The sequence below is a fragment of the Pseudomonas sp. CFII68 genome, from assembly GCF_000416195.1.
In the GTDB taxonomy this organism is placed as follows: domain Bacteria; phylum Pseudomonadota; class Gammaproteobacteria; order Pseudomonadales; family Pseudomonadaceae; genus Aquipseudomonas; species Aquipseudomonas kilonensis.
The window spans coordinates 29,568-46,130 of the sequence record NZ_ATLN01000032.1 but is presented as its reverse complement, the minus strand read 5'-3'; the positions used below and the strand labels follow the sequence as shown (position 1 = coordinate 46,130).

Genomic DNA, 16,563 nt, shown 5'->3' with positions numbered 1-16,563 from the left:
TGCTTATCCAGCACTCAACTTGTTGATGTCTGGATAACTGATCAGTACGGCGCGATGCTTGCCGTGGAACACAAAAAGGCTGCCTGCCGCCACGGCAGAAATGCCAGTACGGTCAAAAAGCTCAATCAGGTCTGCCGTGGAAGCAGCGCCACCGCAAGCGATGACAGGTACGTGCACCTCAGAAACAACGCTTTCTACCAGCGCAGTATCGAAACCCTTCTGTGTGCCGTCACGGTCGACTGAGTTCAGGAAGATTTCGCCAATCCCTGCCGCCTCAAGCGTTTGGGCCCATTCGACCGGGGAGCGTTTGGTATCTTTTGTGCCGTTTTCCGAGTATACAGAATACCCGCCCCAGAAGCCCTTCCGGCAATCCATGGCCCCCACGACGCTTTGCGACCCGAACTTGTCGGCGATTTGACGGATCAGCGAAAGGTTGGCGAGCGCAGCCGTATTGATGGAAATTTTCTCGATACCGAGGGCAAACACCTTCTCGGCATGCTCCAGGGTTTTGATCCCCCCCCCATAACAAATGGGCATGAAACACTCACCCGCCACCTCGGCGATCAATTCGTAGTTGGGCTCACGGTTGAGTTTTGAAGCCTCAATGTCGAGCAACACCAGCTCATCGACTTCCTTCTCGTTGAAGATCCGGATGGCATTGATGGGATCGCCGACGTACTTAGGCTCTTTGAATTTCACGGTCTTGACCAGGCCGCGATCCTTAAGCAACAAGCAGGGAATTACGCGCCTCCTGACCATCAGACCAACTCCACGAAATTCTTGAATAGTTGCATACCAAATTTGTGACTTTTTTCCGGATGGAATTGGAAGCCCAAAATATTGTCCCTGACCACTGCGGCGGTAAACTGTTGATCGTAGTTAGCGGTCAGCAAGGTGTTCTCCGCATGTCGCGGCAACATGTAATAACTGTGGACAAAATAAAAACGGCTCAGCTGATTGAGCCCCGTCAGAATTGGGTGCTGCAACCGAGGAGTAACTTCATTCCAACCCATGTGTGGCACCTTGCGCCCCTCACGCTTCTCGAAACGGACAATGTCCATGTCGATCCAGCCAAGACCAGGCTCGATGCCCTCCTCAGAGCCATTGCCAAGCATCTGGCTGCCGAGGCATACACCCATTACCGGCTTTTGCTTGCCCAGCACCTGCTCATTCAACACCTCGATCAGGCCGCTTTTTCGCAGTGTCTGCATCCCAGCGTCGAAAGCGCCCACCCCTGGCAGAATGAGTTTGTCCGCCTGCTCGATATCCTCACGACTGTTCGATGCCTTGGCTTTGGCGCCCACTCGCTTCAGCATGTTCAAGACCGAGGCGATGTTCCCTACACCATAATCAACAACAACGATCACTTGGCATCTCCCTTGGTGCAGTAGAAGGACATCCAGAAATAAATGAAATACATGATTGCATAGCCCATGGAGTAGAACCACAACACCGAATCCACGGTATCCGGCAGGGTGAAGCAGGCAAACGTCAAGGCCAGCAGGGTTAGCTGCCACACCAAGTCCAGATTCTGCCGCTGCGCGATATAGATCGTGTAACTCAGGGGGCTGACGACGAACCGCATGTAGAACAGCGGAATCATCAACACGGCATAGCGCCCTGATTCAGCCCAGGCGTCGCCAAATATGAAACTGAACGCCCATTCACCTACGAACCAGAAGGCTACGAAGGGGGGGAGCGCTAGTACTGCGAGTAGCTTGAAGGTCTTGATGAAGATGCCGCGGCAGCTTCCCGTCTCCCGATAGTCACGGGCAGCTTGCTCCTTGAAAACATCAAGTACCGAGGCGGCTAGCAGGGAGATAGGAGCGCCCATGATCTTCAGTGTCAAAGCGAACCAGCCCGCACTCTCTCCGCCGAACTTCGCTGCCAACAGCACGATCGGAATCTGGCTGGCGACCGTGTTGATCAGGTCTGCGGGCAAGGAAAACTTGGGGAAGTTTATGTACTTCACCGCGCTTTGCCTCACCGCGCGCCAAGGCGTCGCGGCACAGGCAACGATCAACGGTTTACCAACCCAGATAGCCGCCAGCGCCGTGGCAACGATGACGCCGAACAATTGGCCATAAATAAGACCCGAGACACCGCCTAATAAATAAGCGGCGGACACTTGGGCGACTGCGATGCAGGCAGCAAGGCTGATGCGCGCGCCTCCCAGCCTGTTGAAGGACTGTTGGAAGGTAAGGAGGGACAAGACCAGTTTGTTTGCACCTAAACCCAACGAAACGATTGCCAAGGCCAACCAATAATCACCCACTACAGCAGGCAGTGCCTCCATAAAAGGCGTCGCCAATACAAGACCGCCAGCTACTAAAATGGTAATTGATAGGATGAGTAGCAATATGAGCTTGATCACGGCATGAAAATCGTTTTCCGCCTTAGTGGCGAAGATTGCCAACTCATAGCGCCCGGTGACCATCACCGCAAAAATGGTAGCGAACGAAAGCCAGGCACTAAAATCACCCATTTCGGCAGGGGAATACAGACGAACCAGCAGCAGGGTGACGCCGATGGTAATCAGCTGAGCGCCAAGTGCTCCCAGCAATACTCGCGCCACGCGCTTGATGAAGATTGCGCTCATCGCTTCACACTCCAAGATATCTTGAACGGGAAGGAGATAAGCACAAAGAATGGTCTAGCCTGCGAATCCCTCCGCCACACAGCCCCGCACTGGCAAACGCCAGAATCAACAGATACAGCCCGACATCGACAGACTTGTTGGCCGCGCCCATATACTCATGGAGAAGAACCATGGAATAAGTGTTCACCCACAGAACAGCGGCAAAGCAGGCGAAAACCAAAACGGTATCCACCGGGACAGACCTGTCGGCCCGAGCAAGTATGTACATCCGTCAGCTCGTCAACGCAGCACAAATGGTATCGATGGAAACTTTGTCCAGATAGGGATGCATAGGCAGACTCATCACGCGAGTGGCAACCTTGTCACCAACTGGCAACGACGATGCTTCGTCCGCCACTGCAGGTTGCTTGTTCAGTGGGATAGGATAATGCACGGCAGTCGGAACGCCGGCGGCCTGCAATCGTTTCTGGACAGCATCCCGATCGTCCACTTGCACGGTATATTGCGCGTAGGCGCTGATATTGCCTGCCTCGATGAAAGGGGTAGTGTCGACGCCCGCCTGCTTGAGGGCCTCGTCGTACCAACCCGCCACTTGCTGACGCAGCGCAATCTCCTCTTCGAAAATTTCAAGCTTGGGCAACAGAATGGCCGCTTGCAGGGTATCCAGTCGACTGTTCACCCCAACCCGGATGTGGTGATAACGGCGATCCTGGCCATGCCGGGCAATTTGGCGAATGACAGTAGCCAGCGCTTCGTCATTGGTAAAGATCGCACCGCCATCGCCATAGCAGCCCAACGGCTTGCTAGGGAAGAAGCTGGTGCAGGAAACGGTCGTGAGGTTGCACGAACGCTTGCCTTTGTACGAAGCACCAAAGCTCTGAGCCGCGTCCTCGATCACTGGGATGCCATGTTTGGCCGCAATGGCGTTGATCGCATCGTAATCAGCACACTGGCCGTACAGCGAGACCGGGATAATCGCCTTTGTGCGCGGAGTAATCGCCGCCTCCAACAATTGTGGATCAAGGTTGTAGGTACGTGGGTCGATGTCTACGTAGACAGGCTTGGCACCCAGCAACGCAACTGTTTCGGCAGTGGCTATATAGGTGAAGCCCGGTGTGATCACCTCGTCGCCAGGGCCAATGCCCAGGGCCATCTGCACGATCTGCAGAGCATCGGTGCCGTTTGCGCAACTGATGCAGAACTTGGCGCCGGCAAAGGCGGCCAGGCGCTCCTCCAGTTCCTGCACTTCTGGGCCGAGAATGTACTGGCCGTGGCTCAAGACACGCTGGATGCCGGCATCGATCTTGTCCTTGATACGTGCTTGCTGACTTTTCAGGTCAATGAATTCAATCATGCTCAGGCATCCGTCTTGTTCAAAAGTTTTCCGTTCAGCACGTAGCGCGCCCCCGTATGCGAGCAGAAGGCCTCGCCCTGCCCGTTCAACTGCAATTGCTCGCCAAATTCGCTCATCCAGCCAATCTGCCGTGCGGGCACACCCACCATCAATGCATAGGCCGGTACATCCTTGTTGATGACCGCACCGGCACCGACGAAGGCATATTCACCAATGGTAACGCCGCAGACGATGGTGCAATTGGCGCCAAGCGTCGCGCCCTTTTTTACCAGCGTATCGAGGTACTGGTCCTTGCGCTCGATCAGCGAACGCGGATTATAGACATTGGTGAAGACCATGCTGGGGCCACAGAACACGCCCTCTTCCAGCGTGACATTGTCGTAGACCGACACATTGTTCTGGACCTTGCAGCGGTCGCCGATCACGACTTTGTTGCCCACAAACACATTCTGACCGAGCGAAACGCCGACACCGATGCGGGCGCCCCCGCAAACATGGACAAAGTGCCAGACACGGGAGTTTTCACCGATCTGCGCGCCCTCATCGATGATCGCGCTTGGGTGCTGATAGTAATTCATGGCGTCAGACTCACATTGGACTGAGGTTGATCGAAAGCTCGCTGCAGTTGCTCGGCAGCATAGTGCCCATAACGACTTGCACCCACCTCGTTGAGGTGGTGGCTGTCACGGTAGATGAGCAAGCCTTGCTGATAAGGCGCAGAGGCAAAGAAGCTGCTATTGGAAAAGTCCAGGAAACGCACACCAGGCGTGCGGTCGACAATGGCCTGAACTTGCTGGTTAGCAACCTGCCACTCGTGATTGAATGTCAATGGCGCCGGCAGGCCAAGCTCGGTAAAACGCCTTAGCCGCTGTACGTCTGTTTCAAACATTGGTATCTGAGCAAGCACCACGATGTGTTTATGGGCTCCTGCAGTATCGACGAGAAATTCAGCAAACGCCTTGGCGAATGCTTGGCTCTGCATCTGGTACTGCCACATGCCTGCGACGATCACCCGCTCCACCTTCGGCAACTCACGAGCCACGGCCTCGATCTGCGCGCGGCAAGGCTTTTGCGCCCACGCTGGCAGGCGTTCAAAGTCGAAGCCGGGGATAGGCACGCAACTGCTGGCAGTGAGCACACGGTAAGCGACGCCCTGCTCTTCGCCCACCTGGTCGAAGAAGTAGTTCAATTGGGCAGCATGGCTATCGCCAATGACCAGGACGGACACTTCGGCATCCGCCTTGCCTCGCTTGCACGCGCCCACTTGGGTGCCATGGCAGATAAGCTCTGGAGCAGCATAACGGGTGAGTTCCACAGGCAACGGAGCGACCAGCGAGGCGTTGACACGTTGCCCCCCCCACGCCACCAGCACGACCACAGCACCGGTTACAGCCCACTTGGGCACCTGGCGCATGCCGGAAGCGTTTCTGGCGGGTGTTTCGACCAAGCGATAGGAAAGCCATGCCAGCAGTACAGAGCTGGCCACGAAAATCGGCAACCATGCAGCCGTCAGCTCGTACTGCCCCGTGTAATAGCGAATAAACGCCAGCACCGGCCAATGCCACAGGTACAACGAATAGGAAATGCCGCCGATCCAGACCATCGGCCGAGTGCCCAGAAACGCGCTGACCGGACCACGCCGGGCGACGATGAGCAGCCCTGCCGCGACACAGGGCAGGATGGACCAGAAGCCTGGGAAGTGTTGCTTATCGATAGCCAGCACCGCCCAAGCCAGCAGGATTGCGCCCAGCCCACCGAACACGCTTGCCAGTAACATGGGTAGCTCGCGCTGGCGCATCAGCAAGGCAACGATGGCACCGACCATAAACTCGGGAATCCGTGCCGACAGGGCAAAGTACATCCCATCTTGCGATTCGCCCAGTCCACGGTAGCCGCTCCAGGCAAACAGACTGGCGGCTAACAAGGCAAACGCCATGAGACGCCACTGCTTTGGCAAGCAAATGACCAGCACTGGGAAGAACAGATAGAACTGCATCTCGATGGCCAAGGACCAGGTATGCAGAAGCGGCAACTCATCGGCCCGCGGCGCGAAATAACTGCCGAAGCCAGAGAAGTACTGGTTGCTGGTAAACAGCGCCGAGGACTTCAGGCTGTTGAGAAAAAATGCAAAGTCATCAGGCAGAAACAGAAGAGCGGACAGCGCGCACACCACCACCAGCATGACGAAATACGCCGGCAGAATACGCTTGATGCGGCTGGCATAGAATGAAACAAGATCGACCTTGTCGCTTCGCTCGGTCAACAATGCCGTTATGATGAAGCCAGAGATGACAAAAAAGATGTCGACGCCAACATAGCCGGCTTTCAGCCAGCCACTATTGGCGTGATAAAGCATGACCGCCAGCACCGCGATTGCACGCAAGCCCTGAATATCGAGACGAATACTGCGCGCGTGGCGCATCGCACCCGCTTCATTTGACTTGTTGAAATTATCGTTCGACACGCTGGTTTGCGATCCTGCTTGGGAAATTTGAAAACGGGTGGCGCAAAGCCACCCGTGTTGTCTCACCGGTCAGCGAGAAAGGGCTTGGACGAACGGATGCGCTTCGTTGTCCGCTGCCACGACGATGGCCGCACTGCGAATGGTATTGACCGTCTCCACGCAGTGGCGAGCATCCTCGATGCCATAACCACGACCAGCCAGGATTTCCTCGTAGCTGGTGGTGTGCAGGTCAGTGAAGCCTTCGGAGAACTCCATTTCCTCACCGTTGACGGTAATCGAACGGTAAGTCGGCTTCTTGCCCTTCACCGATTCAGGCAGGTCGTTGGCGTCGACCGACAGGAACCAGCGTACGCGTGCTTTCTCGTACTCCAGGTAACCGGCCGCCTTGTGTTCGGAAGTGAAGTGCACAACGTTACGCTGCAGCTTGCCGAAGATGAAATGCAGCATGTCGTAGAAGTGCACGCCGATGTTGGTGGCTACGCCGAACGACTTGCGTGGGTCACCTTTCCAGCTTTGCAGGTACCACTTGCCGCGGGAAGTAATGTAGGTCAGGTCGACTTCGTACTTGTGCGGGTTGTTCTCGCGGGCAACCTTGTCCTTCAAAGCAATAATTGCCTGGTGATGGCGCAGTTGCAGGATGTTGAGCAGGCGCTTGCCGGTTTCCTGCTCGATCAGGGCCAACTGGTCCAGCTGCTGCGGGGTCGGCACCAGCGGTTTTTCGCAGATCACGTCACAGCCCAGGCGCAGACCGGCGGCAATGTGCGGTTGGTGCAAGTAGTTAGGCGAGCAGATCGACACGTAATCCAAGGCGGTCGCTGGGTCGCGCTTGAGGCTGTGAGCGTGATCAAGGAAGAACTCGAACTCGGTAAAGAATTCGCTTTGCGGTGAAATGCTGTCGATGATGCCTACCGAGTCATTGATGTCATAAGCGGACACCAATGTATTGCCGGTATCCTTAATGGCGCGCATATGGCGTGGGGCGATATATCCGGCGGCACCAATTAGAGCAAAACGTTTCATCCAGAACTCTCCTGTCATCAAGCTTTGATAATATTCGATTGAGGGGCGCGATACTTACCACGACTATCGATGATCAGTTGAGCCTGTTGACTGATAAGCTCATAGTCGAACTTATCGTGGTCGGTGGCCAGGATGACAGCATCATAAGCCTTTAGGACTTCAGCGGTCAGAGGCTCACTGGAAAGGTCGAAGTGGTGCTCGCGCATCTTCGGGAACTTCAAGACGTGCGGATCGGAATACCCTACGATGCCTCCTTTGGCCTCGATCAGTTCCATGATTTCAACCGAAGGCGACTCACGCATATCGTCTACGTTCTTCTTGTAGGCGATACCAAGCACCAGAATTTTGCTGCCTTTCAAAGGCTTGCCACGCTCATTCAGGCCGTCCATCAACTTGCTCAGAACGTACTCTGGCATGGCTTGGTTGACTTCACCCGAAAGTTCGATAAACCGTGTGTGCAAACCATACTCACGGGCTTTCCAAGTCAGATAGAACGGGTCGATTGGAATGCAGTGACCACCAAGACCGGGGCCCGGATAGTAGGCAGTAAAGCCGAAGGGCTTGGTTGCAGCGGCGTCGACTACTTCGAAAATATCAATGCCCATGCGGTCCGCGACCACTTTCATCTCATTCACCAAGCCGATATTGACCGCGCGGTGGATATTTTCCAGCAATTTGGTCATTTCAGCTGCTTTGGTGGAGCTAACCTGTACAACCTGGTCAATCGCGTGCTCATAGAGAGCGACACCGACCTCGAGGCACGCGGGCGTGTGCCCACCGATTACCTTTGGAATGGTACGGGTTTCAAAGTTTGGATTGCCCGGATCTTCGCGTTCCGGAGAATAAACCAGGAAGATATTCTCGCCAACACGTAATCCTTTCTCCTGGACACGCGGTAGCAGTTCTTCTTCTGTAGTGCCCGGGTAAGTTGTACTTTCAAGAGAGACGACCTGACCAGCCCTTAAATAAGGCTTTATCGCATCAGTCGTATTTATCACGAAACTCATATCGGGTTCGCGATATTTATTTAATGGGGTCGGCACGCAGAGAATCAGCGCATCACATTCCGGCACACGAGTAAAATCGGTAGTGGCCTCAAATCCACTCCGGCAAGCGGCTTCGATTTTTTCGCCAGGAATGTGCTCAATGTAGCTTTTGCCTGAGTTCAGCAGATCAACTTTTGAACTATCAATATCAAGCCCAATGACTTTGAACCCAATCGCATTATAACGCAGCATCAAAGGCAGGCCGACGTACCCAAGACCGACGATACCGATGACGGCCTCTTTTGCTTTAAATTTGGCGACGCTCGCCTGCTTTATGCTCGACATCCAACTCTCCATTTAACTTGTCAAAATCATCTAATTCATCAGAGCTATGGATCAGGCCTGAATCTGCCTGCCCCCTACCATTGCACAACAGGTAAACCTCCGTCTCAGCCCGCCGGACGGATGCTGGACGCTTTCACCTCAGCTCCTGCCGAAAACTCATTATAGGGCAGCACCTCCGGCACCTACCGCCGGCCCTCCAGATGTCTCACCATGGGCTGATTTCAATACACCACAGGCCTGTTGCTACCGGCTTCTGAGCGGCACGTTCATCCCGCACCACCACAAACCGCCATTATGCCTGTTGTGTAGCAAAATGGCTTTCCTGGATTGCACTTTACTGAGTTCTGGTTAGCTTGGCTTGCTTCAGTTAGCCGGCTTGCTTTTGACATCATTATGATATCTAACCACTGAAGACGGCCCCGCTGGCGTACCTCATGACGACAACAGACGAGGTTTCACCGCCTATTCAAACCATGCACCTCTATCTCGCTGTCAACCTCCAGCCCAATTTAAAACCACCACCCATTTCTAATTTATTCAGAACCAATAAAAAACCCGTCTTTACGAAGAGGATCCTCATAAAGACGGGCTTAAACAATCACTCGGCGCTATCTCTAAGGAGCCACAAAAATACTTTAGAATCGAGAAATTGATCATCTCAACTCTTCAGTTTCTGCTCCTTACTCCGAATAACCGAAAATCGAATTAACGCGATGAAGCTACCCAGCATTCCGCCAGCAATAATACCCAGCAGCAAAATAAAAGCCTTTCTTGGCTTGATTGGGCTTTGCGGCACCTCAACGCTACCGTCTTGCCGATAAACCGAAATGCTTTCCGGATCAATATTCAACTTACGGTAAAAACTGTAGCGCATTTGGAGCGAACGTAAATCCGATATAAACGCGTCGTCAGAAGCTCTCGACTCCAGCGCTTTCACTTCCGCAGCCAAGGCTTTGCTACCTCGCTGGTAATCCATTTTATTGCCAGTTTCTACCGTTATATCAACAGCCGCCGTAGAGTTTATGCTCGGGCCGGTGAGACCAATTGCTTCGGCGATCTTCAATGCTTCGCGCAATTGCTGAATTCGATCCTCACGTATTCGCTGTGCAGTTTCGCGCAAACCGACAATACGCTGCTCCAGATTACGCGCTCTTACCGCGGCTTCAGCCGTAACGTTCTTGATCAGCTCTGACTCAGCCGCTTCACTGGCGCGCGCCACATAAGCCTTCGCCCACTCCGTAGCTCGAACGGGATCCCCCCCCTGGACCGTTACCGAATAGCGGTCCGGCGTATCTTTACCAGGCCCTTTTATCACGAGCTCTCGAGAGAAACGCTCATACAAGCGATCAAGTGCACCCTTTCGCTCGGACTCATCAAGTGAAGGAAGATAAACCTCATTGAAAAATGTCTGACGAAGAGACTCCCCCTGTAGATTTCGGGCAAATACGTCATAGACATGCTTGATGGAATAAGGCTCCAGCTCAGTACTTTTCCCTCGACCATAGTTCAACTCAGCAATGCCGTTCTGAGTGGGTGGCATGATAAAAAGCTGGGCTTGATAAACCGGCTTACTGAGATATGCATAAGCTGCCGCACCCACGGCAACCAACAAGGTGACCGCAAGGATCAACAACTTTTGCCCCCATAGCCCACGCGCAAGAGCAATCAAATCGATCTCATCGGTGCCTTGGGTTTCAACACGATTATTTGGCATGGGTGATCCCGCCCCCCTCTTTTGGCATTGCGTCTACAGACACATCGAACTCACTAAAAGGCAAGACAGGCACAGCGATAAACTGAATCAAGTTAAATTTGAACAAAACGCACCCAAAGTCAGAAAAAATTGTTGGCCGTGATCCTTACACCAAGACTACTGGGCTCACACATCCATTATTTCGGCCTTCTACGCATCCCTAGAAACCACGCAAGCGACGGCCCGACTACCATACCAGCGAGAAGCGCCAGGATCACGAACACCGAGACAGGAAGCTGCGGAGCTGACCAGCCCAGAAACAGCAGTGCCACTGGCTGGTTGTTTTCAAGCACGAACAGGACGATAGCTGAAGCCACGAGCAGCGCAAGTACGACAAGGGCCAGGCGTTTAAAGTTCCGCATGAGAATTCCTCTGTTTTGGCGCTCCGTCAGAGCTCATCCCCCTCCTCCTCATTCACCCGATCCCTAAGCTCTTTACCCGGCTTGAAATGAGGAACGAACTTCCCATCAAGACTGACGGACTGACCCGTTTTGGGATTGCGCCCAACCCGCGGAGCGCGGTAATGCAGGGAAAAGCTGCCGAAACCACGGATTTCGATACGATCTCCCGTAGCCAGGCATTGGGACATTTGTTCAAGCATGGTCTTGATGGCCAGCTCCACATCCTTGGATGAGAGTAGCCCTTGATGGGTGACAATTCGTTCGATCAACTCCGACTTCGTCATATTTTTCCCTTCTTTTTCAAGCAGCTAGGAAAATCGCTTGAAAAGGTTTTAGCATGACCGGAGGGATTTGAACAGCCCAAGTATTGACATTCTTCTTGACTCCCCTACCGCCTCTTTCCGCGCAAGCAGGGAGATGCTACCGACAGATGACCAGCATCGTTCGAGTCACATAGCCTGCCGGATTGAAACCAAAGGGATACCAATCTTCATCCTTCGCGTCGTCGGATCGGGTAATCACCTTGTAGCCAGCACCTTTACACTCCCTTGCAGCTCTCTTATGGCACTTCTCCCAGCCGGAACCCAATCCCGAGCAGTCGACCTCGATACCGCTGACACCACGCACTGCGTGGGTCTTGGCGCTTGTAGAGCAACCCGCCAGCATCAGGACGACCAACACCAGAAAGAACTTGTTCATTCAGATCCTTTAGGTAGAGAGCCTGGCCCCATTACGCACACAAGCCGGAACCCCCTTGGATAGATTATTGATCTGCTTCATAAAAGAGACACTCCGGTTGAGGGGTTGGTTTCGTAGCATCTCGAATGGTCGCAGTTTGGCAGCGCTTATGGGAGTCGGAAAAATCTGAAAATATCGCAGGCACAAAAAAGGGCGACCGAAGTCGCCCTTTTTCTATGGTCTGACAGAACTCAGTTCTGTTTTTCCATTTGTGCACGCAGCAGGTCGCCCAGAGTGGTAGGACCAGCAGCAATGTCAGAGGTAGCTGGCTTGTCGCGCAGGCTCTGGATTGCTTCTTTCTCTTCAGCATCGTCTTTCGACTTGATGGAGAGCTGGATTACGCGGCTCTTGCGGTCAACGCTGATGATCTTGGCTTCTACTTCTTCGCCTTCTTTCAGAACGTTGCGCGCGTCTTCAACGCGGTCACGGCTGATTTCGGAGGCTTTCAGAGTCGCTTCGATATCGTCGGCCAGAGTGATGATGGCGCCTTTGGCGTCAACTTCTTTCACGATGCCCTTAACGATTGCGCCTTTGTCGTTCTCTTGAACGTACTCGGAGAACGGATCGCTTTCCAGTTGCTTGATACCCAGGGAGATACGCTCGCGCTCTGGGTCAACCGACAGGATAACGGTGTCCAGCTCGTCGCCCTTCTTGAAACGACGTACGGCTTCTTCGCCCACTTCGTTCCAGGAGATGTCGGACAGGTGAACCAGGCCGTCGATGCCGCCGTCCAGACCAATGAAGATACCGAAATCGGTGATCGACTTGATGGTGCCGGAGATTTTATCGCCCTTGTTGAACTGGCCAGAGAAGTCTTCCCATGGGTTGGACTTGCACTGCTTGATGCCGAGGGAGATACGACGACGCTCTTCGTCGATGTCCAGAACCATGACTTCCACTTCGTCGCCGACTTGTACGACTTTCGAAGGGTGGATGTTCTTGTTGGTCCAGTCCATTTCGGAAACGTGTACCAGGCCTTCAACGCCTTCTTCCAGCTCAGCGAAGCAGCCGTAGTCGGTGAGGTTGGTAACACGAGCGGTGACGCGGGTGCTTTCTGGGTAACGGGCTTTGATAGCGACCCATGGATCTTCACCCAGTTGCTTGAGACCCAGGGAAACACGATTGCGCTCGCGATCGTACTTCAGAACCTTGACATCGATCTCGTCGCCAACGTTGACGATTTCCGAAGGATGCTTGATACGCTTCCAGGCCATGTCGGTGATGTGCAGCAGGCCATCGACGCCACCCAGATCGACGAATGCGCCGTAATCGGTGAGGTTTTTGACAATACCCTTGACCTGCTGGCCTTCCTGCAGCGATTCCAGCAGAGCTTCACGCTCGGCGGAGTTCTCGGCTTCCAGGACACTGCGACGGGAAACGACAACGTTGTTGCGCTTCTGGTCCAGCTTGATGACCTTGAATTCCAGCTCTTTGCCTTCCAGGTGCGTGGTATCGCGCACTGGACGGACGTCAACCAGGGAACCTGGCAGGAACGCACGGATGCCGTTAACGTCGACAGTGAAGCCGCCTTTAACCTTACCGTTGATAACGCCCTTGACCACTTCCTCAGCTGCGAAAGCCGCTTCCAGAACGATCCAGCATTCAGCGCGCTTGGCTTTTTCACGGGACAGCTTGGTTTCACCAAAGCCATCTTCAACCGAGTCCAGCGCAACGTGAACTTCGTCACCGACGTTGATGTTCAGTTCGCCAGCGTCGTTGTAGAACTGCTCAAGCGGGATGAGTGCTTCAGACTTCAGACCAGCGTGAACGGTTACCCAGCGAGCTTGGTAATCGATATCAACGATAACACCGGTGATGATGGAGCCTGCCTGAAGGTTCAGGGTTTTCAGGCTTTCTTCAAAGAGTTCCGCAAAGCTTTCGCTCATTTTAATTCCTGTTGATTAGGGCGAAGAATACGCCCGCCTCCACATCCCAGACGATGTGGGTTAGTTTCATATAAAAGAAGCATCGCAGGACTATGACTGGTCCCCTGCGAAGCTTCCTGGTCACCCGGCGATATCGCGAATGGCGATCTCGCTCATGATGCGTTGCAGCACCTGATCGATGGACAACTCCGTGGAATCCAGCTGTATCGCGTCGGCCGCCGGCTTGAGCGGGGCTACTGCGCGCTGGGTGTCACGCTCATCGCGTGCACGGATCTCATCTAGCAGACTCGACAGACTAACATCCTCGCCCTTGCCCTTCAACTGCAAATATCGGCGACGCGCCCTCTCCTCCGCACTGGCGGTGAGGAAAATCTTCAACGGTGCATCGGGGAAAACCACTGTGCCCATGTCTCGACCGTCAGCCACCAGCCCCGGCGGCTCCTGGAAGGCGCGCTGGCGCTGCAGCAAGGCTTCGCGCACCGCCGGCAGCGCGGCGACCTGGGAGGCCCCGGCACCCACGCTTTCGGTACGAATGACGTCGCTGACCTCATCGCCTTCCAGAATGATGCGCTGGAGCTGACCGTCGGTCGCGGCAATGAATTGCACGTCCAGATGAGCGGCCAGCGCCTTGAGCAACTCTTCGTTGGTCAGGTCGACGCCATGGTTCGCGGCAGCGAACGCCAATAGACGATACAAGGCACCCGAATCAAGCAGGTTCCAGCCCAATTGCCTGGCCAGGATCCCGGCGACGGTGCCCTTGCCCGAACCGCTTGGGCCATCGATGGTGATGACCGGTGCCTTGATATTCACGACTGTGCCTCTTGCGCTACTCGGATACCGACCTGTGCACACAGCGCCAGGAAGTTCGGGAACGACGTCGCGACGTTGGCGCAATCATGGATGCGAATCGGCGCGCTGGCGCGCAAAGACGCCACACTGAAGGCCATGGCGATACGGTGATCACCGTGGCCATGGACTTCGCCGCCGCCGATCTGGCCGCCGTCGATGATGATGCCGTCTGGCGTCGGCTGGCACTTGCCGCCAAGGGCGAGCAAGCCATCTGCCATCACCTGGATGCGATCCGATTCCTTGACCCGCAGTTCTTCGGCGCCCGTCAGTACGGTGCGCCCTTCTGCACAGGCGGCCGCCACGAACAGCACCGGGAACTCGTCGATGGCCAGCGGAACCAGCGCCTCCGGAATCTCGATACCCTTGAGTTTAGCTGCTCGTACGCGCAGGTCCGCCACGGGTTCGCCGCCGACTTCACGCTGGTTTTCCAGGGTGATGTCAGCGCCCATCAAGCGCAGGATGTCGATCACGCCGGTACGGGTCGGGTTGATGCCGACGTGCTCGAGCACCAGGTCGGAACCTTCGGCGATCGAGGCGGCCACCAGGAAGAATGCCGACGAGGAGATGTCGCCCGGCACTTCAATGTGAGTAGCAGTCAGCTTGTTGCCGGACTCGACGGACGCCGTGGCACCATCGACCGTGACCGGGTAGCCGAAGCCGCGCAGCATGCGCTCGGTGTGGTCGCGGGTCGGGGCCGGTTCGGTGACGGTGGTCTTGCCTTCGGCGTAGAGACCCGCCAGCAGCAGGCAGGATTTCACCTGGGCGCTGGCCATCGGCATGGTGTAGGTCAGGCCCTTGAGCTTGTTGCCACCACGGATGATCATCGGTGGACGACCGTCGGCGGCAGTCTCGATGACCGCGCCCATTTCCCGCAACGGGTTGGCGACGCGATTCATCGGGCGCTTGGACAGCGAGGCGTCACCGGTCAGGGTGCTGTCGAAGTCCTGCGCGGCCAGCAGGCCGGACAACAGGCGCATCGAGGTCCCGGAGTTACCCAGGTAGATTGGCCCCGGGGCCGGCTTGAGACCATGCAGGCCGACACCATGGATGGTCACGCGACCGTGGTGCGGACCTTCGATGACCACCCCCATGTCGCGAAACGCTTGCAGCGTCGCCAGGGCGTCTTCGCCCTCGAGGAAACCTTCCACCTCGGTCACGCCGTCGGCCAGGGAGCCGAGCATGATCGAACGGTGGGAAATCGATTTATCGCCCGGTACACGAATACGCCCGCTCAGGGAGCCACCAGGTTGTGCCAGGAAAATCAGATCGTTGGAGTTCATAGCGTCCACATAGGCCCGACGGGCCAGGATTTTACTGAAATGCTCGCGGGCCACCCTGGCGCGCGTGAAAACGCCCAGCAATTGGTGCCCGTCCCCTGCATCGACCGCGTCGCGCAAGGCGTCGAGGTCGCTGCGAAATGTATCGAGTGTGCGCAAGACAGCTTCGCGGTTGGCGAGGAAGATGTCGTGCCACATGACCGGGTCGCTTCCAGCGATTCTCGTGAAATCGCGGAAACCGCCGGCAGCGTAACGGAAGATCTCAAGATTTTCATTGCGTTTGGCCAACGAATCCACCAGGCCGAACGCCAACAGGTGCGGCAAGTGGCTGGTGGCAGCCAACACTTCATCGTGACGCTCGACCTGCATGTGCTCGACATCGGCGCCCAGTTCCCGCCACAAACGGTCCACCACCGCCAGCGCGGCTGGATCCGTCTGGTCCAGCGGCGTGAGGATCACTTTGTGGCGACGAAACAGTTCGGCGTTGGAGGCTTCCACCCCGCTCTGCTCGGAACCGGCAATCGGATGGCCGGGCACGAAGCGCGCCGGCATCCCGCCGAAGGCCTCGGTGGCCGCACGTACGACGTTGCCCTTGGCACTGCCGACGTCGGTCAGGATCGCTTGCCCCAGGTTCATGGTGGCCAGGCGCGCCAGCAGTTTTTCCATGGCCAGGATCGGCACCGCCAGTTGGATCACGTCCGCGCCCTGGCAAGCGATCGCCAAGTCATCCTCGCAGCGATCGACCACCCCCAACTCCACCGCCAGCTTGCGCGACTGCGGATCCAGGTCGACACCGACCACCTCGCGGCACAAGCCGCTTTCACGCAAGCCCTTGGCAAACGAACCGCCAATCAACCCCAGGCCGACCACCACCAGGCGACCGATCATAGG

The 16,563-nt window shown here is 55.6% G+C and carries 15 protein-coding genes; all 15 read right to left on the bottom strand.

The window, feature by feature from the left end; genetic code table 11:
* Positions 1-3: 3 nt before the first annotated feature.
* The gene (locus CFII68_RS21110; RefSeq protein WP_033062459.1) at positions 4-759 is read right to left on the bottom strand and encodes an AglZ/HisF2 family acetamidino modification protein; all 756 of its coding nucleotides are present in this window, start codon (positions 757-759) and stop codon (positions 4-6) included.
* Positions 759-1,367 (bottom strand): imidazole glycerol phosphate synthase subunit HisH, encoded by a 609-nt coding sequence (gene hisH, locus CFII68_RS21115; protein WP_018602982.1) that lies wholly within the window; start codon positions 1,365-1,367, stop codon positions 759-761. Before hisH ends, CFII68_RS21110 begins: the two co-directional genes overlap by 1 nt.
* Positions 1,364-2,599, bottom strand: coding sequence for an oligosaccharide flippase family protein (locus CFII68_RS21120; protein WP_018602980.1), 1,236 nt, complete (start codon positions 2,597-2,599; stop codon positions 1,364-1,366). Before CFII68_RS21120 ends, hisH begins: the two co-directional genes overlap by 4 nt.
* A 271-nt stretch (positions 2,600-2,870) precedes the next feature.
* Positions 2,871-3,953: a DegT/DnrJ/EryC1/StrS aminotransferase family protein gene (locus CFII68_RS21130; protein WP_018602976.1), complete on the bottom strand. Its 1,083-nt coding sequence runs from the start codon at positions 3,951-3,953 to the stop codon at positions 2,871-2,873.
* Between the two features lie 2 nt (positions 3,954-3,955).
* Positions 3,956-4,531, bottom strand: a complete 576-nt coding sequence (gene wbpD / locus CFII68_RS21135) for a UDP-2-acetamido-3-amino-2,3-dideoxy-D-glucuronate N-acetyltransferase (protein WP_018602974.1) — start codon at positions 4,529-4,531, stop codon at positions 3,956-3,958.
* Positions 4,528-6,375: an acyltransferase family protein gene (locus CFII68_RS21140; RefSeq protein ID WP_018602973.1), complete on the bottom strand. Its 1,848-nt coding sequence runs from the start codon at positions 6,373-6,375 to the stop codon at positions 4,528-4,530. Before CFII68_RS21140 ends, wbpD begins: the two co-directional genes overlap by 4 nt.
* 111 nt (positions 6,376-6,486) lie before the next feature.
* Complete coding sequence (wbpB, locus tag CFII68_RS21145) at positions 6,487-7,437, bottom strand: UDP-N-acetyl-2-amino-2-deoxy-D-glucuronate oxidase (protein ID WP_018602971.1); 951 nt, start codon at positions 7,435-7,437, stop codon at positions 6,487-6,489.
* Positions 7,438-7,454: 17 nt separating this feature from the next.
* Positions 7,455-8,768 carry a UDP-N-acetyl-D-glucosamine 6-dehydrogenase gene (gene wbpA, locus CFII68_RS21150; protein ID WP_018602969.1) on the bottom strand — a complete coding sequence of 438 codons (1,314 nt, stop codon included), beginning with the start codon at positions 8,766-8,768 and terminating at the stop codon, positions 7,455-7,457.
* Positions 8,769-9,426: 658 nt separating this feature from the next.
* On the bottom strand, positions 9,427-10,482 hold the full coding sequence (locus CFII68_RS21155; protein WP_018602968.1) for an LPS O-antigen chain length determinant protein WzzB: 1,056 nt from the start codon (positions 10,480-10,482) through the stop codon (positions 9,427-9,429).
* 176 nt (positions 10,483-10,658) lie between these two features.
* On the bottom strand, positions 10,659-10,883 hold the full coding sequence (locus tag CFII68_RS21160; protein ID WP_018602966.1) for a lipopolysaccharide assembly protein LapA domain-containing protein: 225 nt from the start codon (positions 10,881-10,883) through the stop codon (positions 10,659-10,661).
* Between the two features lie 26 nt (positions 10,884-10,909).
* The gene (ihfB, locus tag CFII68_RS21165; protein ID WP_003199243.1) at positions 10,910-11,206 is read right to left on the bottom strand and encodes an integration host factor subunit beta; all 297 of its coding nucleotides are present in this window, start codon (positions 11,204-11,206) and stop codon (positions 10,910-10,912) included.
* A gap of 136 nt (positions 11,207-11,342) precedes the next feature.
* Complete coding sequence (locus tag CFII68_RS21170; protein ID WP_018602958.1) at positions 11,343-11,621, bottom strand: hypothetical protein; 279 nt, start codon at positions 11,619-11,621, stop codon at positions 11,343-11,345.
* Between the two features lie 230 nt (positions 11,622-11,851).
* Positions 11,852-13,546 carry a 30S ribosomal protein S1 gene (rpsA, locus tag CFII68_RS21175; protein WP_014337228.1) on the bottom strand — a complete coding sequence of 565 codons (1,695 nt, stop codon included), beginning with the start codon at positions 13,544-13,546 and terminating at the stop codon, positions 11,852-11,854.
* Positions 13,547-13,666: 120 nt separating this feature from the next.
* Positions 13,667-14,356, bottom strand: coding sequence for a (d)CMP kinase (cmk, locus tag CFII68_RS21180; protein WP_014337227.1), 690 nt, complete (start codon positions 14,354-14,356; stop codon positions 13,667-13,669).
* Positions 14,353-16,560 carry a bifunctional prephenate dehydrogenase/3-phosphoshikimate 1-carboxyvinyltransferase gene (locus CFII68_RS21185; protein ID WP_018602953.1) on the bottom strand — a complete coding sequence of 736 codons (2,208 nt, stop codon included), beginning with the start codon at positions 16,558-16,560 and terminating at the stop codon, positions 14,353-14,355. The genes cmk and CFII68_RS21185 overlap by 4 nt, the downstream gene beginning before the upstream one ends.
* Positions 16,561-16,563 lie beyond the last annotated feature (3 nt).